The sequence below is a fragment of the Pseudomonas putida genome, from assembly GCF_005080685.1.
GTDB lineage: Bacteria > Pseudomonadota > Gammaproteobacteria > Pseudomonadales > Pseudomonadaceae > Aquipseudomonas > Aquipseudomonas putida_V.
On sequence record NZ_CP039371.1, the window covers coordinates 2,360,682 to 2,386,617 of the forward strand.

22 protein-coding genes and 1 pseudogene are annotated in these 25,936 nt (G+C 64.1%); 14 read left to right on the forward strand and 9 right to left on the reverse strand.

Annotated features, from left to right (window positions below; all coding sequences use genetic code 11):
• The 8 genes from E6B08_RS10890 to E6B08_RS10920 form a co-directional block, all read right to left on the reverse strand.
• Entirely contained in the window at positions 1 to 1,152 is a 1,152-nt protein-coding gene (locus E6B08_RS10890) for an LLM class flavin-dependent oxidoreductase (protein ID WP_136914001.1), read from the reverse strand.
• Positions 1,142 to 1,654, reverse strand: coding sequence for an LLM class flavin-dependent oxidoreductase (locus E6B08_RS31315; RefSeq protein WP_265411742.1), 513 nt, complete (start codon positions 1,652 to 1,654; stop codon positions 1,142 to 1,144). Before E6B08_RS31315 ends, E6B08_RS10890 begins: the two co-directional genes overlap by 11 nt.
• Positions 1,651 to 2,139 (reverse strand): LLM class flavin-dependent oxidoreductase, encoded by a 489-nt coding sequence (locus E6B08_RS31320; protein WP_265411743.1) that lies wholly within the window; start codon positions 2,137 to 2,139, stop codon positions 1,651 to 1,653. The genes E6B08_RS31315 and E6B08_RS31320 overlap by 4 nt, the downstream gene beginning before the upstream one ends.
• 39 nt (positions 2,140 to 2,178) lie before the next feature.
• On the reverse strand, positions 2,179 to 3,210 hold the full coding sequence (locus tag E6B08_RS10900) for an LLM class flavin-dependent oxidoreductase (RefSeq protein WP_136914002.1): 1,032 nt from the start codon (positions 3,208 to 3,210) through the stop codon (positions 2,179 to 2,181).
• Entirely contained in the window at positions 3,207 to 4,211 is a 1,005-nt protein-coding gene (locus E6B08_RS10905) for an LLM class flavin-dependent oxidoreductase (protein WP_136914003.1), read from the reverse strand. Before E6B08_RS10905 ends, E6B08_RS10900 begins: the two co-directional genes overlap by 4 nt.
• The gene (locus E6B08_RS10910) at positions 4,208 to 5,146 is read right to left on the reverse strand and encodes a 5'/3'-nucleotidase SurE (protein WP_136914004.1); all 939 of its coding nucleotides are present in this window, start codon (positions 5,144 to 5,146) and stop codon (positions 4,208 to 4,210) included. The genes E6B08_RS10905 and E6B08_RS10910 overlap by 4 nt, the downstream gene beginning before the upstream one ends.
• Positions 5,143 to 6,486 (reverse strand): LLM class flavin-dependent oxidoreductase, encoded by a 1,344-nt coding sequence (locus E6B08_RS10915; protein WP_136914005.1) that lies wholly within the window; start codon positions 6,484 to 6,486, stop codon positions 5,143 to 5,145. Before E6B08_RS10915 ends, E6B08_RS10910 begins: the two co-directional genes overlap by 4 nt.
• Before the next feature lie 63 nt (positions 6,487 to 6,549).
• The gene (locus tag E6B08_RS10920; RefSeq protein WP_136914006.1) at positions 6,550 to 8,961 is read right to left on the reverse strand and encodes a TonB-dependent receptor plug domain-containing protein; all 2,412 of its coding nucleotides are present in this window, start codon (positions 8,959 to 8,961) and stop codon (positions 6,550 to 6,552) included.
• Between the two features lie 374 nt (positions 8,962 to 9,335).
• Here E6B08_RS10920 and E6B08_RS10925 point away from each other — a divergent pair, with 374 nt between their 5' ends.
• Positions 9,336 to 10,328, forward strand: a complete 993-nt coding sequence (locus tag E6B08_RS10925; RefSeq protein WP_136914007.1) for a P1 family peptidase — start codon at positions 9,336 to 9,338, stop codon at positions 10,326 to 10,328.
• 3 nt (positions 10,329 to 10,331) lie between these two features.
• Here the strand turns inward: E6B08_RS10925 and E6B08_RS10930 are convergent, their stop codons facing one another.
• Entirely contained in the window at positions 10,332 to 11,702 is a 1,371-nt protein-coding gene (locus tag E6B08_RS10930) for a tetratricopeptide repeat protein (protein ID WP_136914008.1), read from the reverse strand.
• Between the two features lie 303 nt (positions 11,703 to 12,005).
• Between E6B08_RS10930 and E6B08_RS10935 the strand changes: the two genes are divergently transcribed.
• The 13 genes and pseudogenes from E6B08_RS10935 to E6B08_RS10995 all read left to right on the forward strand — a co-directional run bounded on the left by E6B08_RS10935 (position 12,006) and on the right by E6B08_RS10995 (position 25,931).
• A complete protein-coding gene (locus E6B08_RS10935; protein ID WP_238349311.1) occupies positions 12,006 to 12,407 on the forward strand; it encodes an ABC transporter substrate-binding protein in 402 nt (133 codons plus the stop codon).
• The gene (locus E6B08_RS10940) at positions 12,368 to 12,592 is read left to right on the forward strand and encodes an ABC transporter permease subunit (protein WP_238349312.1); all 225 of its coding nucleotides are present in this window, start codon (positions 12,368 to 12,370) and stop codon (positions 12,590 to 12,592) included. Before E6B08_RS10935 ends, E6B08_RS10940 begins: the two co-directional genes overlap by 40 nt.
• On the forward strand, positions 12,589 to 13,437 hold the full coding sequence (locus E6B08_RS10945) for an ABC transporter permease (RefSeq protein WP_136914009.1): 849 nt from the start codon (positions 12,589 to 12,591) through the stop codon (positions 13,435 to 13,437). Before E6B08_RS10940 ends, E6B08_RS10945 begins: the two co-directional genes overlap by 4 nt.
• A pseudogene (locus E6B08_RS31480) lies at positions 13,434 to 15,061 on the forward strand (dipeptide ABC transporter ATP-binding protein). The gene E6B08_RS10945 and the pseudogene E6B08_RS31480 overlap by 4 nt, the downstream one beginning before the upstream one ends.
• On the forward strand, positions 15,058 to 16,281 hold the full coding sequence (locus E6B08_RS10955; protein WP_136914010.1) for an LLM class flavin-dependent oxidoreductase: 1,224 nt from the start codon (positions 15,058 to 15,060) through the stop codon (positions 16,279 to 16,281). The pseudogene E6B08_RS31480 and the gene E6B08_RS10955 overlap by 4 nt, the downstream one beginning before the upstream one ends.
• Complete coding sequence (locus E6B08_RS10960; protein WP_136914011.1) at positions 16,274 to 17,146, forward strand: alpha/beta fold hydrolase; 873 nt, start codon at positions 16,274 to 16,276, stop codon at positions 17,144 to 17,146. Before E6B08_RS10955 ends, E6B08_RS10960 begins: the two co-directional genes overlap by 8 nt.
• 102 nt (positions 17,147 to 17,248) lie before the next feature.
• Positions 17,249 to 18,319: a sigma-54 interaction domain-containing protein gene (locus E6B08_RS10965; RefSeq protein WP_136914012.1), complete on the forward strand. Its 1,071-nt coding sequence runs from the start codon at positions 17,249 to 17,251 to the stop codon at positions 18,317 to 18,319.
• 330 nt (positions 18,320 to 18,649) lie between these two features.
• Entirely contained in the window at positions 18,650 to 19,702 is a 1,053-nt protein-coding gene (locus E6B08_RS10970) for an LLM class flavin-dependent oxidoreductase (RefSeq protein WP_238349316.1), read from the forward strand.
• Between the two features lie 47 nt (positions 19,703 to 19,749).
• The gene (locus tag E6B08_RS10975; RefSeq protein ID WP_136914014.1) at positions 19,750 to 20,889 is read left to right on the forward strand and encodes an LLM class flavin-dependent oxidoreductase; all 1,140 of its coding nucleotides are present in this window, start codon (positions 19,750 to 19,752) and stop codon (positions 20,887 to 20,889) included.
• Complete coding sequence (locus tag E6B08_RS10980; protein WP_136914015.1) at positions 20,886 to 21,944, forward strand: ABC transporter substrate-binding protein; 1,059 nt, start codon at positions 20,886 to 20,888, stop codon at positions 21,942 to 21,944. The genes E6B08_RS10975 and E6B08_RS10980 overlap by 4 nt, the downstream gene beginning before the upstream one ends.
• Positions 21,941 to 23,056 carry an LLM class flavin-dependent oxidoreductase gene (locus E6B08_RS10985; RefSeq protein ID WP_136914016.1) on the forward strand — a complete coding sequence of 372 codons (1,116 nt, stop codon included), beginning with the start codon at positions 21,941 to 21,943 and terminating at the stop codon, positions 23,054 to 23,056. The genes E6B08_RS10980 and E6B08_RS10985 overlap by 4 nt, the downstream gene beginning before the upstream one ends.
• A complete protein-coding gene (locus tag E6B08_RS10990) occupies positions 23,053 to 24,783 on the forward strand; it encodes an ABC transporter permease (protein ID WP_136914017.1) in 1,731 nt (576 codons plus the stop codon). The genes E6B08_RS10985 and E6B08_RS10990 overlap by 4 nt, the downstream gene beginning before the upstream one ends.
• Positions 24,780 to 25,931, forward strand: a complete 1,152-nt coding sequence (locus E6B08_RS10995) for an ABC transporter ATP-binding protein (protein WP_136914018.1) — start codon at positions 24,780 to 24,782, stop codon at positions 25,929 to 25,931. Before E6B08_RS10990 ends, E6B08_RS10995 begins: the two co-directional genes overlap by 4 nt.
• Positions 25,932 to 25,936 lie beyond the last annotated feature (5 nt).

The window sequence follows — 25,936 nt, forward strand, 5'->3', positions numbered from 1 at the left end:
CTAGCGCAGAGGCAGATCTTTCCTAGCTGCAGACGAAGCCTGGACACCCATACGCCGTAAGGAAGGCAAGAGCTCCGCGCCCAGGTGTATTGCTTCTTCGAGATGAGGGAATCCGGACAGAATGAAGCAGTCCACGCCGAGCTGATGGTACTCCTCGATCCGCTCGGCGACCTGTTGGTAGCTCCCCACCAGCGCCGTGCCGGCGCCACCGCGCACCAGACCGACGCCGGCCCAGAGGTTGGCCGACACTTCCAATTCCCGTGCGCCGCGGCCGCGGCCCTTGACCAAGTCGGTCTGGCGCGATTGCCCCACCGATTCGTAGGCCGCCATTTGCGACTGCGCCTTGTCGATGGCGTCCTTGGGAATTTCCTCCAGCAAGCGCTCCACATGTCGCCAAGCCGCGTCGTCAGTGGCGGCGGCAAACACATGCACACGCAGTCCGAAGCGCAGGGTGCGACCGCGTACGGCCGCCAGTTCGCGCATGCGTTGAATGCGCTCGGCGATCATCGATGGCGGCTCGCACCACATCAGGCAGGTCTGGGCATGAGCGGCGCCGACGTCCTCGGCGGCACTGGACGCTCCGCCGAAGTAGATGGCCGGTATCTTCACCCTCGGGTCGATGGGTGTGTCGCCATCGCTGCGGTAGTAGCGGCCATGGTGAGGCTGACGGCGGCCGGACCAGATCGCCTTGAAGGCATCGAGAAATTCGCCAGTGCGGGCGTAGCGTTCATCATGCTCCAGGTAGTCGCCGAGTGAACGTTGCTCGAAGCGGCTGGAGCCGCTGACCACATGCAGGTCGAGACGGTTGTCGCTGAGCAGTTGCAGGGTGGCGGCCCGGTGCGCGCTCCACGCCGGCAGTTCCAAGCCTGGTCGCAGTGTGAGCAGAAAACGTAGGCGGCGGACCTCTTGAGCCAGCACCGCGGTAATCAGCCAGGGGTCCTCGAACCCGCTGGCGGTAGGCACCATGATGCCGTCGAAGGCTGACAATTCGGCGGCGCGCACGATCTGGCGCAAGTAATCGAGGTTGGGCTCGCGCTCGCCTTGCTGGAACAGCCCGACCTTGGGCAGGCCGCTGCTGGTCAGGTGGCGGCCATCGCCATTGGTGGGCAGAAACCAGTCCAGCTCGATCGGGCCACGGGGCTCATTGGCCATGTTGCGGGCTCTCCTTGCGCAGGCCCTGGCTGCGAAGCAGGGGCAAAATACGTTCACCGAAGCGCAGCACGTCGCTGACCGCCGGCTGATCCTGAATGACGATATGTTCGATGCCCAGACCATGCAGTTCTTGCAGGCGAGTGGCGATCTGCTGTGCAGTGCCAACAAGATACAGGGGTTGGCCAGGGGCCAGTTGCAGCAGGTTTGGGTGAATCTCGAATTGGCGCAGCGGGTGACTGTTGCGGGTCAGCCGGCGCACCGGGGTAGCGCTGGGCTGCGCCTGGATATTGGCTGAGAGCTGCCGGGCGGCGGCCTCCCAGGCCAGGTCTTCGTTATCGCCCTGGATCAAGCCGAACGAACAGGCAAACGCCAAGCGTCCATCGGAGGCTTCACCCAGCCGGCGGATTTGCGCTGCGAGCCAGTCGGGTGGGGCGCTGCGCAGCAGGCACTGGTGGGCATGCGCGACAATCAGCGGGGTGTTCTGGCTGTCGTCGAGGATCAAGGGGGCGCGGGCAGTGGCCGTTTTGCGAAGCCGGCATTTTCCAGTTGGAAGTATCGGCCGCTGTAGTTGAATCCGCCTTCTTCAGGACTCAGCAGGCGCTTGAGGATCTCGAGGTATTCGCCGATCCGCTCGCTGCGTTGATCGCGGTTCAGCCATTCGCCAAAGGTCTTGTGCAGGCTGCGCTGCTCGCCGTCGGGCAAGTGCAGGCGGACCCGCTTTTCACTGATCGATTGCAGGCTCTGCAATGTGCTTGCGAGCGCGGCTGGTAGCATCACTTGCGGGGGGACGCTGACGGTCAACTGTACATGGCGAGTATGGGCACACAGCGCTGCTGCAACGCCGAGGCTGTCGGCGCAGGGCCCGCCACCTGGAATCCACAGGCCATCCAGGCCTGCGTATTCCACCGCTTGCGCCAGCTGAATCCATTGCCCGGGTGTCGGCGCCGGGCTACAAAGCGGCATCTGCCAGCTGAACTCAAGGGCCATACGGGGCCTGCGCAACAAGAATGATGGAAGGATGGGCCATCATCCCACCGTTGCTTGGGACTGGGTAGAGCGTGGCTGCCAGCCCAGGGCTGGAGCGATCTCCTGGGCGATGATTCGCAGGCGCTGCAGTACCTGGGCCTGGGTGGAGCTTTCGGCCTGGACCACGACGATCAGGTAATCGGCGTAGGGCAGCAGTGAAGGGTCGTTGCGCAGGCTGTGCAACACCTCGTCAGGATGCCCGTGATGGACGTTGAGCAGGTGCAGGTGTTCCTGCAGGTCGCTGGCCTGGTCGATGAGTCCTTCTCGTTGCAGCCGCGGCACGTGTCGTTCGATGTCCACCGCCAACTCGGCCTGGGCGGTGGCCCGATCGGCTGCGGGGAACACAGCACGAACCACGCCGATACGTGGTTTGCTGTTCGGATGGTTCCAGGCATCCAGATAGGCGTCGGCCAAGGGTTTCTGCACGGTCAGCGGATCATGGGTTGCCGTGCCGAGCAGCAAGCCATTGCCCTGGCTTGCTGCATAGCGGGCTCCCCCCACACTGCCATGGGAATGCCAGAGTCGCTTCGCCAGGCCAGGTGCGGGCGGTTGCAAGGTCAGTGGGCTGTCAGTACGCAGTGCCTGGCCATTGAGCAGCGCCTGCAGCTGTTGTTGATCCTCGGCGAAGCGTTGCTGGCGCTGCCCGGCATCACGCTCGAAGGCGCTGAAGCTGTCCAGATTGGCGCCGCCACTGCCCAGCCCCAGTTGGACGCGACCAGCGCTGAGCTGGTCGAGCACACTGGCGTCCTCGGCCAGGCGTATCGGATCTTCGAAAGGTAGGACGGTAACCGCCGTGCCCAGTTCGATGTGGCGGGTGCGCTCGGCGACGGCCGCGAGTGCCAGCAGCGGCGAGGGCAGGCGGCCGAAGCCGTTGCTCAGGTGATGCTGAGCGATCCAGCCACCGTCGAAACCCAGGGCTTCGGCCACGTCGAATTGCTCCAGCAAGTCTTGATAGACCTGCTGCGAATTGTCGCCAAAGGCGTGGGTGAGAAAGCCCAGTTTGAATGGCGGGCGGGGAGTCGCGGCAGTCATGACAGGGACAGCTCCTTGGGCGAGTGAGCAACGGCAGGGCGCCAGCCGAGCGCCGGGGCGATCTCTTCGGCGATGACCTGAAGGGCGCGAATTGCCTCGCGCAGCGGTGTACTGGCGGTCTGCACCTGGACGATCAGGTGATCGTGGTTGCCTAGGCGCGGCCCTGCCTTCAGGCCTTCTGCGATGAGCTGCGCTGAGCCATGCAGTACGCCGAGTCGTTGCAAGGTTTCGTTGAAGTCACCGTCCAGGGGGCCCTGGTAGACTCCGATGCTGTGCTGGCGCTTGAGGTAACTCTGAATGTCCTCGCGCAGGGCATCGCTGTGGGCGAGCGGGAAGACGCCCTGGACCCGGGCGATACGTGGCGGGGTACCGTTGTCGCCGGTCCAGGCCTCGCGATAACGTTGTGCCGCCTCGATCCCGGCTTGCGCCGGGAGGTGCGGGTTGGGGGCCATGATCAGGCCATGGCCCCGCGCAGCGACCATTTCCACCCGTGAAGTCGCTTCCCACAGGCGTCCACCCAGGCCTGGCGTCTGGGGTTGCAGACGCAGCCCCTGGTCATTCAGTGGTCCGTTGCCCAGAGCAGTTTGCAGCCGTTTCAGATTGTTCTCGTAGTCGCGGTGGCGCTGTGCGTGCTCGTGGCCAAAGGCGCTGAAGGTGTCAGGGTCGAAACCGGCGCCCAGGCCCAATTCCAAGCGCCCGTTGCTCAGCAGGTCGAGCACGGCGGCGTCCTCGGCCAGTCTGAGCGCAGGTTCCTGCGGTAGCACGATGATCGCCGTGCCGAGGCCGATGCGTCGGGTGCGTTGGGCGATTGCCGACAGCAGTACCAGCGGCGACGGCAGACGGCCTTGTTCGCTGGCAAAATGATGCTGGGCCACCCAGCCGGTGTCGAAACCCAGTGCTTCGGCAGCCTCGAACAGTTCAATGGTTTCACGGTAGACCCGCGGGTTGTATTCAGGCTGGTACACCCGGCTGAGAAAGCCGAGGGAAAATCCGCCACTCATGGCTGTTTCTCCTGTGAGAGCAAGGGCAGGGCGGCCAGCGCTTGCGCCGCCCCGGAGAGGTCGGAAGACTGCAACTGGCCGTTGAACGGACTGAGGGTCAGATAGCCCCTGGCCAACCACACTGCTTCGTCGTCCTGTTGTGCTGAAGTGGCGGGGGGGCTGTACTGGAAGCTGATGCCGGGCTTGCCGGCGAGCTTGGGGAACAGGGGGGCGAGGTCGTCGGTGTACAGGGGATCGAAGCCTACGTAGCTGCCGATATGGGTCAGGCGCACGCCCTTGATCACACTACCAGCCGGGAAGTTGACGTTGAGGCCGAGTCCTTGCGGCAGCAGCTTGCCGTTGGGCTGGCGATGGCGGTCCAGAGCGTCCACGAGCTCGACAACGTGGGCGGCAACGCGCTGCGGGTCGTTGTCCTTGAGGTCGGTACTCACGGCCAGCGCCGGATAGCCCGCACGCACGGCGAAGCTGGCGGCGTTGAAAGTACCGGATGCAGTGTTGATGGCACCGACGTTGTTGCCGGGGTTTGGCCCGACGATCACCAGGTCCGGCGACGGCATTACCTTTTTCAAACCCATCAGCAGCGCCATCACCGGCGTGCCGCTGATCTCGATCTCCACCCGTTTGCCGGCGCAGGCGTCGCTGCTGCACAGGCCGGTTTCGTGGGTAGTGATGTAGTAACTGTCCGGATAGGCCGGGTCGCTGTCGCGCCCCACGCGGACCTCGCGGCCATAGAGGAAAGCGCCGCCCCGGGCGCTTTGTTCGCTTTGTGGTGCGGCGATCCTTACCTGGTGTCCGGCGACTTTCAAGGCGCTGTAGAGCGCACGGATATTCGGGTGGCTGTAGCCGTCGTCGTTGCTCAGCAAGATGTTCAAGGCGAACGCCGGGCTGGCGGCCATGCCACACAGGGCCAGCACAAGCGCAGGCAGCTTGGTCATGCCGGCACCTGCTCTTTCTGGCTGAAGCGGTTGGCCGGGCGTGGCAGACCGAGGTTTTCCCTCAGGGTGCGGCCTTCGTATTCGTGGCGGAACAGCCCGCGCGCCTGCAGTAGCGGAATCACCTGGTCGACGAAGACGTCGATGGAACCGGGGAAGTACGGGAAGAAGACGTTGAACCCGTCGCAGGCGCGTGCCTGGAACCAGTTTTCAAAGCTGTCAGCGATGTCCTCGGCGGTGCCTATCACCGGGTTGCCACCGGCCAAACGCAGGTACAGCTGGCGGATCGTCAGGTTTTCACGGCGGGCCAGATCCAGCACTTGCTCGCGGCGGCTACCGCGCTGGCCCGCTGGGGTTTCCGGCAGTGGGCCGTCGAGGTCGTGGCCGGACAGGTCGATGTCCTCACCGAGCGTATCGGCCAGCAGGCGCAGGCCGAGCACTGGATCTATCAGCGCCTGGAACTCGTCGAACAGTGCCTGAGCCTGCTCGCGCGTCTGGCCAATGAATGGGGTAACGCCCGGCAGGATCTTGATGTGATCGGGATCACGCCCCAGGGCGGCGGCACGCCCCTTGATGTCCTGGTAGAACGCCTGCGCGGCCGGCAACTGGTGGTGAGCAGCAAAGATTACCTCGGCGACCCTTGCCGCCAAGGCCTTGCCCGACTCCGAAGCACCGGCCTGGACCAGCACCGGGTGGCCCTGGGGAGGGCGCGCCACGTTCAGCGGCCCACGGACCGAGAAATGCTCACCCCGGTGGTTTAGGGTGTGGAGCTTGTCTGGGTCGAAGTACTGGCCGCTGGCTTTGTCGCGGACGAAGGCATCGTCGTCCCAGCTGTCCCACAGACCTTTGACCACATCATGGAACTCTTCCGCGCGCTGGTAGCGGTCGGCGTGCTCGATGTGGGTCTCCCGGCCGAAGTTCCAGGCTTCGTCCGAAACTACCGAAGTCACCAGGTTCCAGGCCGCACGGCCCTTGGACAGATGATCGAGGGAGGCGAACTTGCGGGCGATGTGGTACGGCTCGTTGTAGCTGGTGGTGGCGGTGGCGATCAGACCGATGTTGTCGGTCACCGCGGCCAGGGCGGACATCAGTGTCAGCGGCTCGAAATGTTCACCGCGGGCGGTACGGCTCAGGGCGTCCAGGTGATGGCCCCAGAGCGCGACCACATCGGCGACGAACAGCGCGTCGAACTTGCCGCGCTCGGCACTGCGGGCGATGGCTTTGAAATGGTCGAAATCCAGGCTGGCATCCGCCTGGGCGAGCGGGTGGCGCCAAGCGGCGACATGGTGTCCGCTGTTGGCGAGGAATGCCCCCAGCTTGAGTTGATCGGTGCGACGGCTCATGGAATGCAAGCTCCCGTTTATGGGGTGGAGGCCCCGCCGAGCACACGGCGGGCGGGGCGTCGATCAGAAGTTGTAGGTCAGGCCGGTGTACCAGTAGCCGCCCGTGGTGCCGTAGGGCGAGAAGTTGCCGTACGGGAACGCGCCAGAACTGCTCGGCAGTCCGGTACGCTCTGGGTACTTGTTGAACAGGTTGTTGGCGCCGGCTGTCAGCGTCAGGTCCTTGGTGAGGTGGTAGTCCAGGTTGAGGTCGGTGATCCAGGCGGGTGAAAAGGTGCGGTCGTAGGCTTCAAGCGTGCCGTATTGGGTGTACTCGCCGTAGCGGGTCAGGTTCAGGCTCAGCTCCAGTTGCTTGAAGGTCCAGGTGGCGCCCAGCAGCAGCTTGGATTCAGGCAGGCCGTGCTTGAGGTTGCCCTGGCGTTGGCGGTCATATCCGCCGGTCGGGCCGAGGGCTTGCTGAGCCACCGAGGAGGCATGGATGTCATCAATCTCGGTGGTGTTCCAGTTAAAGCCCAGGGTATAGCGCAGGCCGCCCCAGGCTTTGAGGTCCTGGCGATAGTCGCCCACCAGGTCGATGCCGCGGGTCGTTGTGTCGAGGGCGTTGGTGAAGTAGGTCACCGACTGGTTGGTAGCCAGACCCGCAGCGGCGAGGATCGCCTCGATTTGCGGAGTGCCGCCGAGGTAGCCGGTTTGGGCGATGCGGTCCTTGATCTTGATCTGGTAGGCATCGAGGGTGACCGAGGTGTTGTCGCTCGGTTGCAGGGTCAGGCCGACACTGATGTTGGTGGACTTCTCCGGCTTCAGGGTGGTAGCGCCCAGAGCCTTGGCCACGGCCGAGTCGACGGCGACGTTGCGGTAATCGATCAGGTTGCCGTTGACGTTGCTCTGGGAGGTGGAGCTGTAGATCTGCTGGGCCAGGGATGGGGCGCGGAAGCCGGTGCTGAAGGTGCCGCGCGCGGCCAGGATCGGGGTCAATTGGTAGCGGGTGGAGATCTTGCCGTTTGTGGTGGTGCCGGAGCCGTCGTTGTAATGCTCGTAGCGGCCGGCGAGGTCCACATGCCATTGGTCTGTCAGGTCCTGGCCGACCTCGGCGTAGGCGCCCAGGCTGGTGCGACCTTTCTCGGCCGCGTCTTCAGGGGTGGTACCGGCTCCGGAGATGGTGCCCGGTGCAATCGGATTGCCGCTGGCGCCCGTGGTGAACGGCCCGCTTGCGTAGGAGGCATAGTCACCTTTGCCGATCTTGTAGTTCTCGTAGCGCTGTTCCAGACCCCAGGAAATCTGCGTGGGCCTGGCCAGGCCAAGGTCGAAGGCGCGGGTCAGGTCGAGGTTGTTGGTCCACTGGCTGAACGTCTTCACACCGGTGTCCACCGAGGTCGGCGAGTCGGCGCCGTAGCTCAGGTTGTAGGTATGGCGCAGGGTGGCCTCGGCGTGGTCCTGGCCGTAGGTGCTGGACAGGTCGTAGTCCCAGCCAAGCGCCGTGCCCTTGCCCCCGAAGGCGACCTGGAAGTCGTTTTCGATGAAGCGTAGGGTGTCTTCCACGCCTTCCGGGAAGGGCGTAGCGATGCCGTCGAAGCTGGCAGGCTGGTGGAACGCGAGCGGTTTTTCTGAGTTGCGCCGGGTGTAGGTCGAGAAGGAATACAGGCTCAGTGCATCGTTGATCGGCAGTTCGGCGTTGTAGCCGAGGCTGAAATTGCGCGCCTCTGGCAAACCGGTGCCGTAGTAGGTGTGCTGCAGGCTGGTGTTACCGGCACTGTCGGTGTACGGCGCGTTGTCGGAGCGATCGGAGATCTTCTGTTTCTTCACGTCCAGGGCAAGGTTGATGAAGCCGTCGTTGGGCAGGGCGAGGCCGACATTGCCGGTCTGGCGCACGGTCTCGCCGTCGCCGTTCTCGTAGTTCTGGCCATAGGTGGTGGAGACGCTGCCGCCGTTGTCGGTCTGCTTCAGCACGATGTTGACCACGCCGCCGATGGCATCTGAGCCGTACTGGGCCGAAGCGCCGTCGCGCAGCACTTCGACATGATCCACCAGGGCGGTGGGGATCATGTCCAGGTCGACCGGTTGCGAACCGGAGTTGAGGTAAGTGCCGTTGTTGAGCAGGGCACTGTTGTGCCGGCGCTTGCCGTTCACCAAGACCAGCACCTGGTCGCCATTGAGTCCGCGCAGGCTGATCGGGCGTACCACCGACGTGGAGCCGAAGCCGGATGAGGCAGGTTGGTTGAGCGATGGCAGTACTCTGCTCAAGGCCCTCGTCAGGTCGCCCTGGCCGGTGGCGAGCAGTTGCTTGGAGGAAATCACATCGACAGGGGCAGGGCTCTCGGCGAGGGTACGCGCCTGGCCGCGGTTACCGACGACCACCACCGTGTCCAGTGGGTTGTCGGCGGCAAGCAGCGGGGCCGCTTCACCGAGGGCAAGGAACAGCAGGCTATAGGCGAAGATTTTGTGGGGCGGACGCGAGGCGCCACGGATCGAGGAACGCATTAAGGGCTTACTCCGATGAGGTCAGTGAGGGCGGCTTGTTGGGGCAAGCTCTGGTGACAGGACAGGAGCAAGGGCTGTGCCAGATGGGAAAATACTTTTAAAACAGCGACTTGTAGGGTGTTGAGGCTGTAGGTTGGTGATTTTTCAGCGGTAGCGAGAGCAGGGTGTTGGTTTTTCTACACTCTGGCAGAGGGTGTTAGTTCCGGCGTCATTGCTGGCAAGCCAGTGGCCATGAGATGGATGTCGCTCAGGCCCACGTCTGCACAGGCTTGAGAGCGATGGCAGGTGGGTAGGTCGGCCAGGATTTGGCTAGTGGCACATCACTTGCTCAGCCACCGTGACCACCCCCTTCTGATTTCCAAGGATTTTCGCTTATGCCGTTCCCAGGTCCCCGCAATGCCCTCACCGACATCCCAGGCCTGACCGTTGGCCACGCCACCGATACCCAGGTCGACACCGGCGTCACGGTGATCCGCACCGATGCTGTGTGGACGGCCAGTGTCGACATCCGCGGCGGCGGTCCCGGCGGGCGCGAGTCGGCGGCGCTGGAGCCGGAGAACATGGTCGGTCAGTTGCACGCCTTGGTATTTGCTGGCGGCTCGGTGTTCGGCCTGGGCGCGGCGGATGCGGTAGCCGCGGCACTCTCCGTCGAAGGCATCGGCCTGCACCTGAAAGCCGGTGCCCCGGCCATCCCCATCGTGCCATCTGCCGTGCTGCATGATCTTGCCAACGGCGGAAACAAACAGTGGGGCTTAGAGCCACCGTACCGGCGCCTCGGTTTCGAAGCGCTGGCCAACGCTGGGCTGCACGTCGCCCAGGGCGCGGTCGGTGCCGGCCGTGGCGCCATGGCGGGTGTATTGAAAGGCGGTTTGGGCAGCGCTTCGCTAGACCTGGGCAATGGCCTGATGGTTGCCGCGCTGGTGGTTGCCAACCCCATCGGTTCGGTGTACATGCCCGATGGCAAGACCTTCTGGGCCTGGCCCTGGGAGATTGCTGGCGAATTCGGCGGCGCGCGGCCGCAGGGTGATCAGGATTGCAGTGACCCGATCCCCGAACTGTCGCGGCTGGACTCCATGGGGCGCCTGCAAGCAGGCGCCAACACCACCCTGGTAGTGGTTGCCAGCACCGCCAAGCTGAACACCGCTGAGTGCAAGCGGGTGGCGATCATGGCGCAGGATGGCATCGCCCGGGCAGTGCGTCCGGCACACCTGCCGTTCGACGGCGATACCGTGTTCGCGTTGGCCTCCGGTGCGGTGGAGCTGGGCAGCGGTGCCGGGCGCCAGGTGCAGATCGGCAGCATCGGCTCCGCGGCAGCGGACTGCGTGGCCCGGGCCATTGCCCGTGGCGTGCACGCCGCCCGCCACTGAGTATCAGCGGCTGTAGGCGAGCCCCTGCTCGACCCGCTGCCTGGCCTGGCACGCCAGGTCCGGTAGGTGCAGGGCGCTGTACACCCGTTCGAGACTGCGGTTGGTCGGTACGTCCAGTGGGTCATAGCGGCGACGCAATTCCAGCGTCTGCTGCGCCACCTCCCAGTCGCCCGCCCGCAACCGAGCATCCAGTTCGATCTGTGCAAACAGATCGCGCTGGGCGTGGCTGCCGCCGATTTCGTTGAGGCGCGGCAGGCTGCTGGCCAGCAGCCGCGCAGACCGTGAGTAATCGCCACGGGCGTGGCTCAGCAGGGCTTCTGCCACCGGCAGGGTCACCTCGGCCCACACCGCGCGGCTGAACGTGGGGGCCTCGCGGCTACGCTGGAGCAGGGCTTGGAACAACTGCTCGGCCTGCGGTTGCCCGGCGCGGGCCAGCCCATAGAGGTATTGCAGGCTAAGGAACGGCTGCACGGTATCGCCGTGGCGCTTTTGTAGGTAGGGCGCCAGTGCCTCCCAGCGCGGACCCACATCGATCCCCGCCAGCTCCAGCCGTACAAGCAGCGACACCGCGCCCACCTGGTCCTGGGAGTACTCCGGCAGAATCCCCCACACATGCTGGTCGTAGATCGCCAGCACCCGCTTTTCTTCGCCCCGCGCCAAGTAGAACAGCGCCAGATGCCACCAGTTGTGGGTATACATGAACGAATTCAAACCCTTCCAGTGGCCGCTGACGCTTTCCAGAAACGCGATGCCTTCCTCGATCCGGCCTTGGGTGAGCATCACGTGGGCCAGCGCATGCTGAGCCCAGGGTTCGTCGGCCTGAATCGCCAGCGCCCGGCGGGCGCTGGCCTCGGCCTCTTCGAGCAGGTGGCATTGCTCGTAGGCGAAGGCCAGCATGGCGTGGCTTTGGGCAATATCCGGCGCAGCCTGCACCGCCTGCAGCGCGATGCGCAGCAGCGCCGGCCAGTTGCCACGGTTGAACTCCACGTACTGATTGAGCTTGGCGGCGAACAGGTCACGGGGGTACTGCTGCAGTAGGCGTCCGCTCAAGGTCAGCACCTGGTCCAGGTCTTCGCCTATCCAGGCCTGGAGCAGTGCCAGATAAAGCGTCGCCCTGGGGTGCGCCGACCTGACTGCGCTGGCTCGCTGCCGGTATTTTTCGGCCAACCCCGGCCCTTCGGGCGACTCGCTGAACATCAGCAGAATTCCTGCTAGCGCGTTGCTCAGGGCCGAGTCAGGATGCTGGTCGGCACAGCCGAGAATGGCCTCGGCCCGAGGGTGATAGCCGATAAAGCCAGAGACGAAGTCATTCAGCCCCTGACGGGCTTCCAGATCGTTAGTGTCGAGCGGGTTGCCCAGATAGTCGAGTGACATAGTGTTCCTGTCTGCCAGTGATGGCGTGTGGATGGGGATGTGCGGCCATTCCCGCAAGGTGGCCAGGAGTGGAGCAAAGCCTGTGCCAGGGCCGAGAAGGCTGGCGGCCAAGATGAACATGGCTGCCGGGCTGCTGCTTTTTCCACACTCCACAGGGTCGGTTGTGGCTTTTTCACCAGCCGCCGGATGCTTGGCCCCAGGCTGGGCCTGCATTTACGGTGGCCGAACCGGGTGGCATAGCGCTTGCAAAATCGCTGGCAAAGAGGCCTGCGGGCCTCGTTGGACCATTGCCAAGGAGTCACCATGCCCGGTCATCTTCATCGCTACCCGCGTCACGCTCTGAAAAGGCTGGGGCTCGCCATGCTCACCTGCGCCGCGCTGTTCGGCAGTCACGCTTACGCCGAACCGAAAGATGGCGGCGTCCTCAGTCTGGTCGCCCAGCCAGAACCGCCGTCGCTGATGCACGGCGTGGTCACCCATGTGTCTACCCAATACGTCAGTGGCAAGGTGCTGCAGGGGCTGCTGACCTTCGACACAGACCTCAAGCCGCAGCCGGTGCTGGCCAAGCGTTGGACAGTCTCGCCGGACGGTCTGACCTACACCTTTGATCTGCAACCCGGCGTCACCTGGCACGATGGCGAACCCCTCACCGAACAGGATGTGGCTTGCAGCTTGGCCAACTGGCCAGCGGCGCCTTGCTGGTAGAGGTGGTCTATTCGTGGCCCGGCATTGGCCGGCTGATGTACGACGCGCTGGCTCAACGCGATTACGGCGTGCTGATGGGCGGGTTTCTGCTGATTTCGGTGCTGGTAGTGGGTTTCAATCTGCTGACGGACCTGGCCTGCCGGCTACTGGATCCTCGCATCGGCGTGGCAGGGCAGCAACCATGATCGCGTCTACCGTGTGGCAACGTTTCCTTGCCCAACGCTCGGCGGTGGTCGGCGCATCGTGGTTGTTGCTGTTGAGTGCGCTGGCGCTGGCCGCGCCCTGGATCACGTCGGGCTCGCCCTGGGAGATGGCCGCGCAGCCGATGCTTGGACCCTTGCAGGAGCCCGGCCACTGGCTGGGCACCGATCTGCTGGGCCGCGATCTGTTCAGCGGCCTGCTGTATGGCGCCCGGGTCTCCCTGGCAGTCGCCGCCTTGGCGAGCCTGGCGACGCTGCTGGTGGGCTTGGTGGTGGGGGCCATCGCCGGCTACTTCGGCGGTTGGCTGGACGGCGTCCTGATGCGTCTCGCCGAGTTCTTCCAGATCATTCCGCAATTGGTCTTGGCAGTGATTCTGGTCGCCATCCTCGAACCCTCGCTGGGCTCGATCGTCCTGGCCATCTCGCTGGTGGCCTGGCCTGCCGTGGCGCGCCTGGTGCGCGCCGAGTTCCTCAGCTTGCGCCAACGCGAATTCGTGCTGGCGGCGCGGGTACTGGGACAGTCGCCGCTGGCCATTGTCTTCGAGCAAATCCTGCCCAACGCCCTGGCGCCGCTGCTGGTGACCCTGACGTTCGTCACAGCCACAGCCATCCTCACCGAGGCAGCCCTGGCGTTTCTCGGCCTGGGAGATCCGGAAGCCATGAGCTGGGGTTACATGATCAATGCCTCGCGCGGCCTGCTTCGTGAAGCCTGGTGGATGAGCCTGCTGCCCGGCTTGGCGATTCTGTTTTGTGTGCTGGCGGTCAACCGCGTTGGTGAGGGTCTGCGGGTAGCTTTCGAACCGGCCCGCCGCTCAGGAGAGTCCTTATGAACTCACCGATCCTATTGAATATTGAACACCTGCGCATCGCACTGCCGGACGGTGCCGACCGCAGCCATGCGCTGGATGATTTGTCACTGCACTTGGCGCAGGGTGAATGCCTGTGTGTGGTGGGCGAGTCCGGCTCGGGCAAGTCCATGTTGGCCAAGGCGCTGTTGCGCCTGTTGCCGAACGGCCCCCGGGTAGAGGGCGGATGTATCCGCTATCGCGGCGCCGAGCTTGCCGACCTCGATGAAGAAACCCTGCGCCAGCTGCGCGGACGGGATATCAGCATGGTGTTTCAAGAACCCATGAGCGCGCTCAACCCGCTGCTCAGTGTAGGCCGGCAGATCGATGAGACCCTGCAAGCCCATGGTGTGCAGGACAAAGTGGCAAGACGACGGCGGATCATCGAACTGCTTGGCTACGTGGGCCTGCCAGACCCCGAGCGGCTGCGTCACTCGCTACCGTTCGAGCTGTCCGGCGGCCAGCGTCAGCGGGTAGTAATCGCCATGGCACTGGCGTTCGACCCTGCGCTGCTGATTGCCGACGAACCCACCTCGGCGCTGGATGTCACCACCCAGGCGCAGATTCTTGCACTGTTGCGCCGCATCCAGCGGGAAAAGGGTATGGCCATGCTTTTCATCACCCACGACTTCGGCGTTGTGCAGGCCATTGCAGACCGTGTGCTGGTGCTGGAGAAAGGCCATGTGGTGGAGCAGGGTAGCGCTGCGCAGGTGCTCCAGGCCCCCGCGAAGCCTATACCCGGCGACTGATCGCAGCGGTCAGCGCCAACGCTCTGCACCCACGCCCGGCCTTGAACGACAGCAATCCGGTGTTGCAGGCGCGGGCGCTGGAGAAGCGCTTCAGTCGTCGGGCCGGATGGTGGCAGCGGCGCAGCACCCAGGCGCTGGATGGCGTCGATCTGCAACTGGCCCAAGGCGAAACCCTTGGCATTGTCGGCGAGTCCGGTTCGGGCAAGTCCACCTTGGGCCGTGCGCTGGTGCGACTGTTGTCGGTCGACAGCGGCAGCATCGAGTGGCAGGGCCGTGAAGTATCCAGCGTGTCCCAGGCACGACTGCGAGCCTTGCGTGGCGATGTGCAGATGATTTTCCAGGACCCGTTCGCTTCGCTGAACCCACGCCAGCGTGTCGACACCATCCTCATGACCGGGCCGCTGGCGCGAGGTGCGAGCCGCGAGCAGGCCGCAGCAGGTGCGCGGGAGGTGCTGGAGCTGGTCGGATTGCCGGTTGCAGCGCTTGAGCGTTTCCCCCACGAGTTCTCCGGCGGCCAGCGCCAGCGCATTGGTATTGCCCGTGCGCTGGCCCTGGAGCCAAAGATTCTCATCGCCGATGAGTGCGTATCGGCGCTGGATGCGCTGATCCAGGTACAGATTCTCGAGTTGCTCGAAGCGTTACAGCGTCGCCTGAAGCTGAGCATCGTGTTCATCACCCACGACCTGCGGGTAGCAGCGCGGCTGTGCGACCGCATCGCGGTCATGCATAACGGTCGTGTCGTAGAGCAGGGCGAGGCGGCAGCCGTTCTCGGTCGACCCCAGCACCCTTACACACGGACGTTGGTAAGTGGCCTAGGTTGCGGTCCTAGGCCACAGGCGCTGGCGGAGGTAGCGCCATGAGCCGCCGCACGATGAGCCTGAACGCTTTTCTCATGGCTACCGGTCATCACGTCGCTGGCTGGCGGCATCCCGACGCACAGGCCGATGGCGGGCTGGATTTCACCCACTACCGACAACTGGCCCAGACTGCCGAGCGTGGTTGTTTCGATGCGCTGTTTCTCTCCGACACCCTGGCGATGCTACCGGGCGACATGAAGGCATTGAGCCGAATGTCGCGTACCGAGCACTTCGAACCGTTGACCCTGCTGGGCGCGCTGGCGGCAGTGACCGAACGTATAGGGCTGGTGGCGACGGTGACCACCTCCTACAACAGCGTCGATACTCTGGCCCAGGCGTTTACCTCGCTGGAGCGTCTGAGTGGCGGGCGCAGTGGTTGGAATCTGGTGACCTCGAGCAATGCCGAAGAAGCGTTCAATTTCGGTCGCGTGGCGCATCTCGAGCACGCCCACCGCTATGTCCGCGCGCGCGGCTTTCTGGATCGGGTTCGTGCCCGCTGGGCGGAAAGTGACGTGGCACCTGTGCAGGTTCTGGCAGGGGCATCCAGTGCCGGCTGTGAGCTGGCCGCCGCCCATGCAGAAGTAGTTTTCACCGCCCAGCCGGAACTGGCCGGGGCGCAGCAGTTCTATCGCCAACTCAAGGGCCTCATGCCTGGGTACGGACGTGATCCCGAGCAACTGAAGATCATGCCAGGCGTGTTGCCCATTGTTGCTGACAGCGCGGAAGAAGCACAGGCGCTATTCGAGCAGCTACAGACGCTGGTGCAGCCGCAGGTCGGCTTGTCGCTGCTGGCGGATATTGCCGGTGGCACCGACCTCAGCGCCCATCCACTCGACGGCCCATTGCCCGAGCTGCCTGCGACCAATTCCGGAGTCAGCCGGCGTGATCTTCTGATCAGCGTAGCCCGCCGGGAGGGCTTGAGCATTCGCCAGCTTTACCTGCGCATGGCGGCAGCGCGCGGTCATTTGGTAGTCGTGGGGGACGCCGGGCAAGTCGCCGATGTGTTGGAGCAGTGGTTCGTCGAGGGGGCGGCGGATGGCTTCAACGTGATGCCTGCTTACCTGCCCGGCGGGCTCGAGGCCTTCGTCGACAAGGCCGTGCCTGAATTACAGCGGCGCGGCGTGTTTCGTCGCGGTTATCAGGGACGAACCTTACGTGATCATCTGGGCCTTTCGCGGCCTATCCATCCCCATTTTCAACAGGAGCACGTCACCCATGGCTGATTTTTCGAACCTGCCGCAGGTCCGCGGTGAACCGCTGGAGGTCCGCCCGGGACGACGCCTGAGCGTGGCGCACCAGCCTGGTGGTGACACGGTCGTGTTCTTCGGCCACGGCGCCGGCGGCAACAAGGACCAATGGCGTGAGCTGTGGCGTGACCTGGGCGAGCAGGGGCATACCCTGGTGGCTTGGGATCTACTCGGGCATGGCGCCAGCGACAAGCCTCGCAAGGCGCGTGCCTATGCCTGGGATGAACTGGTGGAGGACGAACTGGAAATCCTTCGCCGGTATGCCGGTCGGCGCAACGTTATCGTTGCCCATTCGTTCGGTACCGGCCTGGCCTTGAGCGCCTTGTTGTCCGGCCGCGCAGTCAAGGTCGATGCGGCACTGTTACTCGGCAGCCGTTTGCACCGGCCGCTCAAGGGTAACGGCTTGTTGAACCTACCGGCATGGGTGCTGGAGTTGATGCGCTCGCGGTTGTCCCGGGGCTTTCGCGAGCAGGCCTGGCACCCTGAGGCTGACCCGGCCCTGGTGGACTATGAAGAAGCGCTGACGCTGAACAACCCACTGCATGTGTTCAAGGCGTTGTTTGGCCATGCGCGTTGGCCGGATCCGCAGGCGCTGGCGGGCCTGGACGTGCCGATTTCGGTGCTGGCGGGGGACCGCGATGGCCTGACCCCGGCGAGCGGAGGCGTGGCGCTGGCCCAGCAATTGCCCAGGGCGCAGTTCCGGCTGCTGGAGCGGTGCGGGCACCAGTTGATGCTGGAGAAGCCAGCTGAGGTGTTGGATGCGTTCAACCAATTGGTGACAGCACTGCCGGCACGTCCCACTGAAGCTGACCGGTATTTGTGCAGTTCGTCAGCTTGCTGAAACGGTTATTTTCTAATGCTTTTTTAATATTTCTGGCTATAAGGCCGCGCCAGTAGAGTGCAGCCTCAAGCCATCAGATGTAGACACCGGGACGTATTTGCCATGAGCGGTTCTCAGGGACAGCCGAACCCCATCTTGACCTTGCCTCAGGGTGACAAGGATCCGTTGTCGATCCGTGCCAAAGCGTTGGTTTTCGCCGATCCGCGCTCACGCCAGTTGCTCGATTACCTGCAACGGGTCGGCCCCAGCGACGTACCGGTGCTGATCAACGGCGAGACCGGTACCGGAAAGGAGCTGGTTGCCAGGTACATCCACGCCGCCAGCGGCCGCAAAGGTGCTTTTGTCGCGGTCAACTGCGGCGCCGTCAGTGAGAACCTCGCCGAGAGTGAATTCTTTGGTCATGAGGCCGGTTCGTTTTCTGGGGCGGTCGGTCGGCGTGCCGGCTGGTTCGAGGAAGCCGACGGCGGCACGCTGTTTCTCGATGAGATCGGCGATCTGCCGTTGCCACTGCAGGTGAAATTGTTGCGGGTGTTGCAGGAACAGGAAGTGGTGCGGGTAGGTTCGCGCAAGGCGGTGAAGATCGACATCCGCCTGGTGACTGCCACCAACGTCAACCTGGAGCAGGCCGTGGAAGCGGGCAACTTCCGCCTCGATCTGTTCTATCGGATCAACGTCGCTCAAGTGGAGGTGTTGCCGCTGCGCGAGCGGCCTCTGGATGTGCTGCCGTTAGTGGAGCATTTTCGCAAGCTGTACAGCGCCCGCTTGCGGATCAACGAGCCGATGCTTTCTGAATCCGCCACCCAGGCGCTGTTGGATTATCCGTGGCCGGGGAATATTCGCGAGCTGGAGAACGTGGTGCACCTGGCCTTGCTGGTCGCGGGCGACAAGCCGATCCTGCCAAAGCACCTCAAGTTCTCTGCGGGATTGAGCGCCTTGCAGGCAGGAACCTCCGGTACGCAGAAGCTGCCCCAGGAGGGAATCCGCGAGCAGTTGCTGCGGTTGTTCGACACCCCGGGTGATTCGCTGCTGCACGACATAGAAGACCTGATCGTGCGCGAGGCGTTCGCTCACTGCAACTTCAACCAGTTACGCACGGCGCAATTGCTCGGGATCACCCGCAATGCCATGCGGACCTTGCTGGTCAACCACGGGATGCTGAAGGGGCGGGGTTGAAGGTCGGCCTTGTCCAAGGCTCACGAGTTCCACACTTTCCCTTGTGACAATACTGGGCACACTTAATTACATGTGTATGGACCGGACACATGGTGGACAGGTGTGCGGGGTAAAATATTTTTAGGTCTTGAATAAGTTATAATTATATAACTTAACTAGTTGTTTCGGTGTAATTAAATTATTTAGAGGTTTTTTGTCTAAAGGTTAATGTGGCTGTATTCAAATACGTACGGCGGAATAACAATGCCATTGGACATTCGGGGGCGATTACCTGTGGGGGCTGCGGCTTCTTCGGCGAGCACTAGCCTTCAGCATTACCTTGAGTTTTATTTGGGAGGTGTACCCACATTCAGCCCTGAAGTGCTGGTGCAGGCCGCTCGTGATCAGGAGGCGCTGGGCTTCGACAGCAGCTTGTTCCCGCAGCGCGCCACAGGTCCGGCAGTGTGGCCAATAGTTGGCTGGGCGCTGGCGGCAACCCATCGCCTGCGGGTAGTGGCAGCCCATCGTGTGGGGCTTGAGCGGCCCACGGTGGCGGCTCGTACCTTGGCAACCCTGGATAGGCTGTCGGATGGCCGGGTCAATATCCATTTCCTGCAGGGGCGTGATGAGACCGACCTGCAGCGCGATGGCGTATTCCTTGACAAGGCGCAGCGTTACGCCAGTTCCGCCGAATACCTTGAGGTATTTCTCGCCGAACTCAGTCGCCAGGAGCCTTTCGATTACCAAGGCAGTTACTACCAGGTGCAGGGCGCACACTCGGATGTGCTGCCGGTGCAACGGCCCTGGCCGCCGCTGTCGATCCCCGGCACCTCAGACGCCGGCATCGAGTTGGCAGCGCGTTTCGCCGATATCTACAGCGTCCCGATCGCCACCCTCGATACCGCCCGCCGTGCCATAGAGCGGATCGAGCCGCTGGCTCGAGCCCGTGGCCGCAGGCTGCGCTATTGGGGCGATGCCAACATCATCATCGCGTCCACCGATGAGCTGGCCTGGGATATCGCTCGGCGACTGGCCGACGAAATCGCCCTGCGCCAGACGCGCGAGCCGCTGCAGGATCACGCAAATGCACGCGCCGCTCTACAGGGGCTGGGCGAGGCGGCGCTGCACAGCGGCGTCTGGTACCCGCGTCTGAATGCCCTGACCGGGCACGGTTATACCCTGGTCGGATCACCGCACACCCTGGCCGAGCACTTGCTGAGCTTCTACCGCCTTGGTGTAGGCATTCTCACCCTGGGTGGCATCGGCAACCGCTACGACGCCACCGGGCGCAGCCAGGACCTTGAGCAGGATCTGGTACTGCTGCGGGAGTTGATCGAACGCCTGCATGTGGGTGCCGAACGCATCGACGCTGAGGTCGCTGCAACCGCCAACGGTACCTTTTGACAGCCTTTCCCGAGCAGGCGGATGCATGCATCCGTCAAGGAGACTCCATGCCTATCGAAATCCGCGGACGGATACCTTTCAACGGCAAGCAGCCGCTGAGCGACACCCCGGCGGGCCGTTATGCGTCCTTCTTCGTCCAGCGCAGTCCGCGTGCTGGCGCCGACGCTTCAGTGATCATCCGCGCTGCGCGCGAACAGGAGGCATTGGGCTATGACAGCAGCCTCATCCCGCAGAACAGCCTGCGTGCAGACGTCTGGACCTGCTGCGGCTGGGCACTGACGGCGACCCGGCGGTTGAACCTGGTGGCGGCGCACCGCATCGGCTGGCAGCAGCCGACCCTCGCGGCGCGGACCCTGGCGACCCTTGATCAGCTGTCTGGGGGCCGCCAGCAAGTGCACATACTCCAAGGGCGAACCGACGAGGACATGCGCCGTGACGGTGATTTTCTCGACAAGGCCGAGCGCTACGCGCGCTCGGAGGAGTACCTGGAGATCTTCAAGCGCACCCTGGTCGCAGAGCAGCCGTTCGACTTCTCGGGCCGCTATTACCAGGTGCGTGACGCCTACTCAACGGTACGCCCGACGCGCTTACCGACCTTGCATTTCCCGGGGGGATCGGACGCCGGCCTTGATTTGGCGGCGCGGCATGCCGACGTCTGGGCGGTTGCCGGCCATACCCCCGAGCAAGCCCGCATGGGCATCGAACGCGTCAGCAGGCTCGCTCTTGAACGCCATGGTCGTGAGTTGCAACGCTTCTGGGTCGGGGCCTTTAACCTGATTCTCGGGCGTAGTGACGAGCTGGCCTGGGCCAAGGCCGAGGCCATCACCCAAGAGGTAGAGGCATTCATCGCCGCAGGCCACGCGCCGCAACCTCTGCTCTCCAGCGCTGGCGAGCCGCAAACCGACAGCGGTGCGCTGTATACCCGCCTGGGCCGCCTCAGTGGCCACGGACCCTCCCTGGTGGGCAGTCCCGCGACGGTGGCAGCCCACGTGTTGGCTTTCTACCGCGCCGGGGTGACGTGTTTCACCCTGGGTGGGCTTTGCGAATACCACAGCTACGATGGCAGCGACCTGATCGGTCATGAAGACCGTGAACTGCTGGCCGAAGTCATTGCCCTGATCCGTCGGGGCGTCGCCGATGAGGACCGACGTCGGGCCTCCAACGAACCACAACGGGAGCGCGTATGAGCCAGTCCGCCGACCAACTGTTTTTCTCCATCTGCCCGGTATTCGTCGTTTCGCACGTCTCGCATCGGCTTGGCCTGCTCGAGGAGGAGCTGTATGCCGTGGGCGAGCGCGCCCTCGGCTTGGAGCAGCACCCCAGTGGTTTGGGCGCGCTTATTCACTCGCGCCATAGCGCGCGCTACCAAGTGCGCGACGGGGGCAACGTGCCGGCGATTTCCGCCCGCGCCGACCACAGCGAAACTGTGTTACTGGGCACCACCGACATCAACCAAGGCGGGCAGATCGTGGTGCGTGCCGAGGCGCCGCTGTGGCGCCTTGAGGACCTGCGTGGCAAGCGCATCGGGGTTTCCCATAGCCTTGATGAGCAGCGCGTCGACTGGTGGCGCGCTAACTCCCTGCGCAGCATCCACATCGCCTTGCGCCATAGCGGTCTGGAGTCATCGCAAGTGCATCTGGTGGATGTGCCCCATGCTCCCGGTAATGGGCCTTGGCGCGGCTCCGATGGTTCGCAGAGCAAAGAGCAGCGCACCCTGAATCTGCCATTTACCCCCGAACTCACGGCCCTTGAGGAGGGTCGGGTGGATGCCATCTACACCACACAGGGGAGGGCCGAGATCTACGAGCGCACCGGTCGTTTCAAGGTATTGGCCGACCTTTCGCGGCTGCCAGACTGGGTGGCCCGCATTGCTACTACGCCTTACACCCTGGTGGCTTCGAAGGCCCTGGTAGAAGAGCGTCCGCAAGTGGCAGTCGCTTGGCTGCGCGCTAATATCCGTGCCGCCCAATGGGTCGGTGAACATGCTCGTGAGGCGGCGGAAATCTTCCACAAGGCCACCTACGATGCCACAGTAGAAGACGTTCTGCGGGTCATCGAAGGGGTCGATTTCACACCCTCGCTGGCGCCACGCAACCTGGCCGGCCTGACCATCGGTAAGAACTGGCTGCGCGACAATGGCTTCATCCGCAACGATTTTGCCATCGAAGATTGGGCTCGGCCGGAATTCCTCTCCCAGGCCTGGGCCAGTTTGCAAGCAACACAGCAGCAGGGGGTCGCATGAGCCTCGAACTGCGTGGACGCCTCGGCATGGGTCGGACCCGCGCCGTAGCGAGCAAACCTTTGGCGGTGTTCGCCCGGCAAGGGAGTCCGCAGCCCTACGAGCTGGACCCGGCTGGTCTCGCAGAGCTGGCTCAGCGACATGAGGCCGACGGCCTGGACGCCATGCTGATCGCACAAAACGGATCCAGTGCCGACGTCTGGAGCCTCGCGGCCTGGAGTTTGGCTGCGACCCGGAGGATCGCAGCGGTGCTGTCGCATAGGCCTGGGCTACAGGCGCCAACCCTGGCTGCGCGAGCTTTCGCCTCACTTGACCAGTTGTCTGGCGGGCGGGTGTCCATGCATGTGATTCAGGGGTCGCAGGACGCCGAGCAGCGGCGCGACGGCGACCTGCTGGCGAAGGCGGACCGTTACCGGCGCAGCGGTGAGTACCTGGAGGTATTCAAGCTCAGCCTGACTGCCAGCGAGCCTTTCGACTATGACGGCGAGTTCTACCAGGTACGCCAGGGATTCTCGCAGATCAAGCCGATGCAGCAGCCTTTACCCTTCATCTCCGCAGCGGGTGCTTCGGAGGAGGGCATCGCCTTTGCTGCGCGCCATGTCGACGGCTATGCGCTCTTCCCCGAGCCGCTGGACGCCACCGCCCAGTTGTTGCGTCGGGTGCGTGAGGCGGCGGCCGGACACGGCAGGAACCTTCGCTTCTGGCGCGATGCTAATTTCGTGCTGGCCGAGACCGACGACCAAGCGCGGCAGAAAGTCGAAGCATTGGCCCGCGATCTGGCGGCGCAAGGCGCAGCAAAGGTTTCTGGGCAGCCGGAGAGCGAGGGTCTGCGTCGCTTGCACCGCGCGGCTGAGAAGGGTCATTGGCATGACCGAGCGCTTTACACCGGACTGCTGCCCTATGGCGTAGGCGGCCCGCCCTTCGTCGGTAGCCCGGAAACCGTGGCTGCGGCAGTGCTGGACTACTACGACCTGGGTATCGAGCTGTTTTCGGTCGGCTTCGACGGCGATTCAGAGGCGGATCGAGGCCTTGCAACAGAGCTGCTGCAACGCATCCGACAAGGCGCCCTGGAACGCGACCGCACGCGTGCGGCGCACACGGCGGAGGTACTGTGACGGACAGCCTACTGCTTGGTCGCCGTTTGCGGATGCTATCAGCGCCCAGGGACTGGCGCTGGCGACCAGGTCTCGGGGCCTGGGTGCTGCTGGCCGCGCTGGTATTTTACGGTAGCCCGCTCCTCAGCCTGCTGGTAGCCAGCCTGCGCAGCGCCCCCCTTGGCCAGGCCGGGCAGTGGACGCTGGCTGCCTGGGTTGCGGTCGTCAACGATGCCCGGCTGGTCGAAGCAGCGTTCAATTCGCTTGCCCTGTCGCTGCTCAACCTGCTGGTCGCGCTTCCGGTGGCTGCGGTACTTACGGTACTGGCGGTACGCAGCGACCTGCCAGGTCGGAAGGCGATCACGCCGTTGATGCTAGTGATGTTCTCGCTGCCCTCGCTGTTCTACGCACTGGGTTTCGAGCTGCTCGCGAATCCTTACACTGGCCTGCTCAACAGCCTGCTGACGCCTGGGTTGCTGAACATCGAATCGTTTACCGGAATGGCGCTCGTCAACGGCTTTCGTTGCATCGCTTTCACCTATCTGTTCCTCCTGGGACCGGTCCGTGCCATGGCCGCCGAACAGGAGGAGGCTTCACGCGTCAGCGGCCGTGGCGCCTTGTACAGTTTCTGGCGGATCGGGCTGCCTGGCTTGACACCGGCGCTGGCCGGCGCCGCCATCTTTGCCTTCCTCGGCGGCCTTGAGGTGTTCGACCTGGCGCTGATCATCGGTGTGCCTGCTGGCATCCCGGTGTTGGCGGTGGAGCTGTTCGACTGGCTGAATGCCCCCCTGCCACGCTATGGCGAGGCGGCCGTGGTCGCCTTGGGCATGGTCCTGGTGCTGAGCATAGGGTTATGGGCGCAAGCGCGATTGGTGGGGCGCCGCAGCTTCGTCAGTGTCGGCGCCAAGGCCGCCGCGCCGCGCACCCTGGCCTTGGGCCGGTGGCGTTGGCCATTGGCGCTGGCGGTCTGGGGCTATTTGGCAGTGGCCCAACTGATGCCGATGCTGTCGCTGCTGGCGTCGTCGTTCCAGCCATTCCCTGGGGTGGTGGGTGCCTTCAGTCTGCGGCACTACTACGCAGTGCTGGCAAGCCCGGAAGTGCGTGGAGCCCTGGTCAACACCCTAGGCCTTGCATGTGGTACCGGCCTGCTGACGTCAACCTTGGGCCTGGTTTTGGCCCAGGTCGAGCGAAGCCTGGCGCGACGAGCCGGCCAACTGCTGCGTTTTTTGACCATGCTGCCGCTGGCGATGCCGGGCGTCGTGGTAGCCCTGGCGCTCAGCTGGGCTTACGTTGGCATTCCCGGCCTGCGAGCACTGTATGGCAGCTTTGCAATGATGCTCATCGCTTTGGTGGTGTCGCTCACTCCCCTGGCGGTACAGATTGGCCAGGCTAGCCTGGCGCAGCTGTCGCCGCAGCTCTACGAGGCCGCCCGGGTGTCCGGCGCGGCACCCTGGCGGGCCTGGCGCGACACCACCATGCGGCTCTGTCTGCCGGGGTTTCTCGTCGGATGGTACCTGGCCCTAATCGCCGTGAGTGGCTCCCTGGACATTCCCTTGCTGCTCGGTGGTCCGGGCCTGGAGACACTGTCCACCACCATCTACACCTACAACGCCCGTGGGCAGCTCGGACAGGCCGCAGCCTTGCTCTGCCTGTTGTTGCTGTTGATCCTGCTTCCCGCGCCGCTATTGGCTGTCGGGCGTCCGATGCGCCGTTGGCGCCGGGGCCCCTCGACCGAGGACCAATCATGAGTCATGTACGCCTGAACCAACTGCGCAAGCGCTACGGTGCCAATCACGACGCGACCAAGGCAATCAATGGGCTGGACCTCTCGATAGAGCCCGGCGAGTTCTTCGTTCTTCTCGGTCCCAGCGGTTGCGGCAAGACCACCACTCTGCGCTGCATTGCTGGGCTAGAGCGCCCTGACGAAGGTAGCATCGAGATCGCGGGAACCCTGGTGGCTGCGCCAGAGCGCGGGCTGTTCGTCCCGCCGGAGAGGCGTGATTTGGGCATGGTGTTCCAGAACTACGCGCTGTGGCCACACATGACGGTGGAAGCCAACGTGGCCTATCCGGTCCGAGCCCGCCGTAGTGCTGATGACACTGGTCTGGTGGCCCGGCGTGCGCTGCGTCAGGTGGGCCTGGAGGCTCTGGCTGGCCGCTACCCGGCCCAGTTGTCCGGCGGCCAGCAGCAGCGTGTGGCCTTGGCACGGGCGTTGGCAGCCTCACCACAGCTGCTTCTGTTCGATGAGCCACTGTCTAACCTGGATGCCAGTTTACGCTTGCAACTGCGCGAACAGCTTAGAACCTTGCACCGGGAGCTGGGCTACACAGCTGTTTATGTGACTCACGACCAGAGCGAAGCCCTGGCACTGGCCGACCGCATCGCCGTGATGCAGGGCGGGCAACTGGCTCAGCTCGGCACGCCGCAGGAGATCTATGCACGGCCCGCTTCACCATTCGTTGCCAGTTTTGTCGGCTTCGACAACCTGCTCGCGGTGCAGGACGTGCGTGAGTCAGCCGGCGGGCTGGCGCTGGACCTCGGCCTGACGAGGCCGCTATGGCTGCCTGGAGCCAGGCGGGGCGTAGATGAGGTAGGGCAACTGGCGGTGCGCGCCAGTGATCTGCTGGCTAGCCCTCAGGCCATGCCCGGCTCGCTGGCACTGCCCCAGGCTCGGGTTATGGATGTGCAATACCTCGGAGGCCGTCATGAGGCACTGGTGCACGCGGGTGCCGTGAAGCTGCGGGTGACGCTGCAGGCGCAAGACTGGTCGGTTCCACCCGCCGCCCTGGTCGGACCGCAGACACTGCACCTGCAGTTTGCCGCACAGCGTTGCGTGCTGTTGGCTGCCACGCCAGCCAAGCAGCACTCGCAGGCCCAACCAGCGATAGCAGGCTAAGTCAC

Coding starts and splice junctions, on each gene's coding strand:
- E6B08_RS10955 (WP_136914010.1), top strand. CDS start 15,058: ATGAGCCGCCGCACGATGAGCCTGAACGCTTTTCTCATGGCTACCGGT.
- E6B08_RS10960 (WP_136914011.1), top strand. CDS start 16,274: ATGGCTGATTTTTCGAACCTGCCGCAGGTCCGCGGTGAACCGCTGGAG.
- E6B08_RS10965 (WP_136914012.1), top strand. CDS start 17,249: ATGAGCGGTTCTCAGGGACAGCCGAACCCCATCTTGACCTTGCCTCAG.
- E6B08_RS10935 (WP_238349311.1), top strand. CDS start 12,006: ATGCCCGGTCATCTTCATCGCTACCCGCGTCACGCTCTGAAAAGGCTG.
- E6B08_RS10900 (WP_136914002.1), bottom strand. CDS start 3,210: ATGACTGCCGCGACTCCCCGCCCGCCATTCAAACTGGGCTTTCTCACC.
- E6B08_RS10995 (WP_136914018.1), top strand. CDS start 24,780: ATGAGTCATGTACGCCTGAACCAACTGCGCAAGCGCTACGGTGCCAAT.
- E6B08_RS10985 (WP_136914016.1), top strand. CDS start 21,941: ATGAGCCTCGAACTGCGTGGACGCCTCGGCATGGGTCGGACCCGCGCC.
- E6B08_RS10910 (WP_136914004.1), bottom strand. CDS start 5,146: ATGACCAAGCTGCCTGCGCTTGTGCTGGCCCTGTGTGGCATGGCCGCC.
- E6B08_RS31320 (WP_265411743.1), bottom strand. CDS start 2,139: ATGGCCCTTGAGTTCAGCTGGCAGATGCCGCTTTGTAGCCCGGCGCCG.
- E6B08_RS10980 (WP_136914015.1), top strand. CDS start 20,886: ATGAGCCAGTCCGCCGACCAACTGTTTTTCTCCATCTGCCCGGTATTC.
- E6B08_RS10920 (WP_136914006.1), bottom strand. CDS start 8,961: ATGCGTTCCTCGATCCGTGGCGCCTCGCGTCCGCCCCACAAAATCTTC.
- E6B08_RS10930 (WP_136914008.1), bottom strand. CDS start 11,702: ATGTCACTCGACTATCTGGGCAACCCGCTCGACACTAACGATCTGGAA.
- E6B08_RS10905 (WP_136914003.1), bottom strand. CDS start 4,211: ATGAGTGGCGGATTTTCCCTCGGCTTTCTCAGCCGGGTGTACCAGCCT.
- E6B08_RS10915 (WP_136914005.1), bottom strand. CDS start 6,486: ATGAGCCGTCGCACCGATCAACTCAAGCTGGGGGCATTCCTCGCCAAC.
- E6B08_RS10890 (WP_136914001.1), bottom strand. CDS start 1,152: ATGGCCAATGAGCCCCGTGGCCCGATCGAGCTGGACTGGTTTCTGCCC.
- E6B08_RS10945 (WP_136914009.1), top strand. CDS start 12,589: ATGATCGCGTCTACCGTGTGGCAACGTTTCCTTGCCCAACGCTCGGCG.
- E6B08_RS10975 (WP_136914014.1), top strand. CDS start 19,750: ATGCCTATCGAAATCCGCGGACGGATACCTTTCAACGGCAAGCAGCCG.
- E6B08_RS10925 (WP_136914007.1), top strand. CDS start 9,336: ATGCCGTTCCCAGGTCCCCGCAATGCCCTCACCGACATCCCAGGCCTG.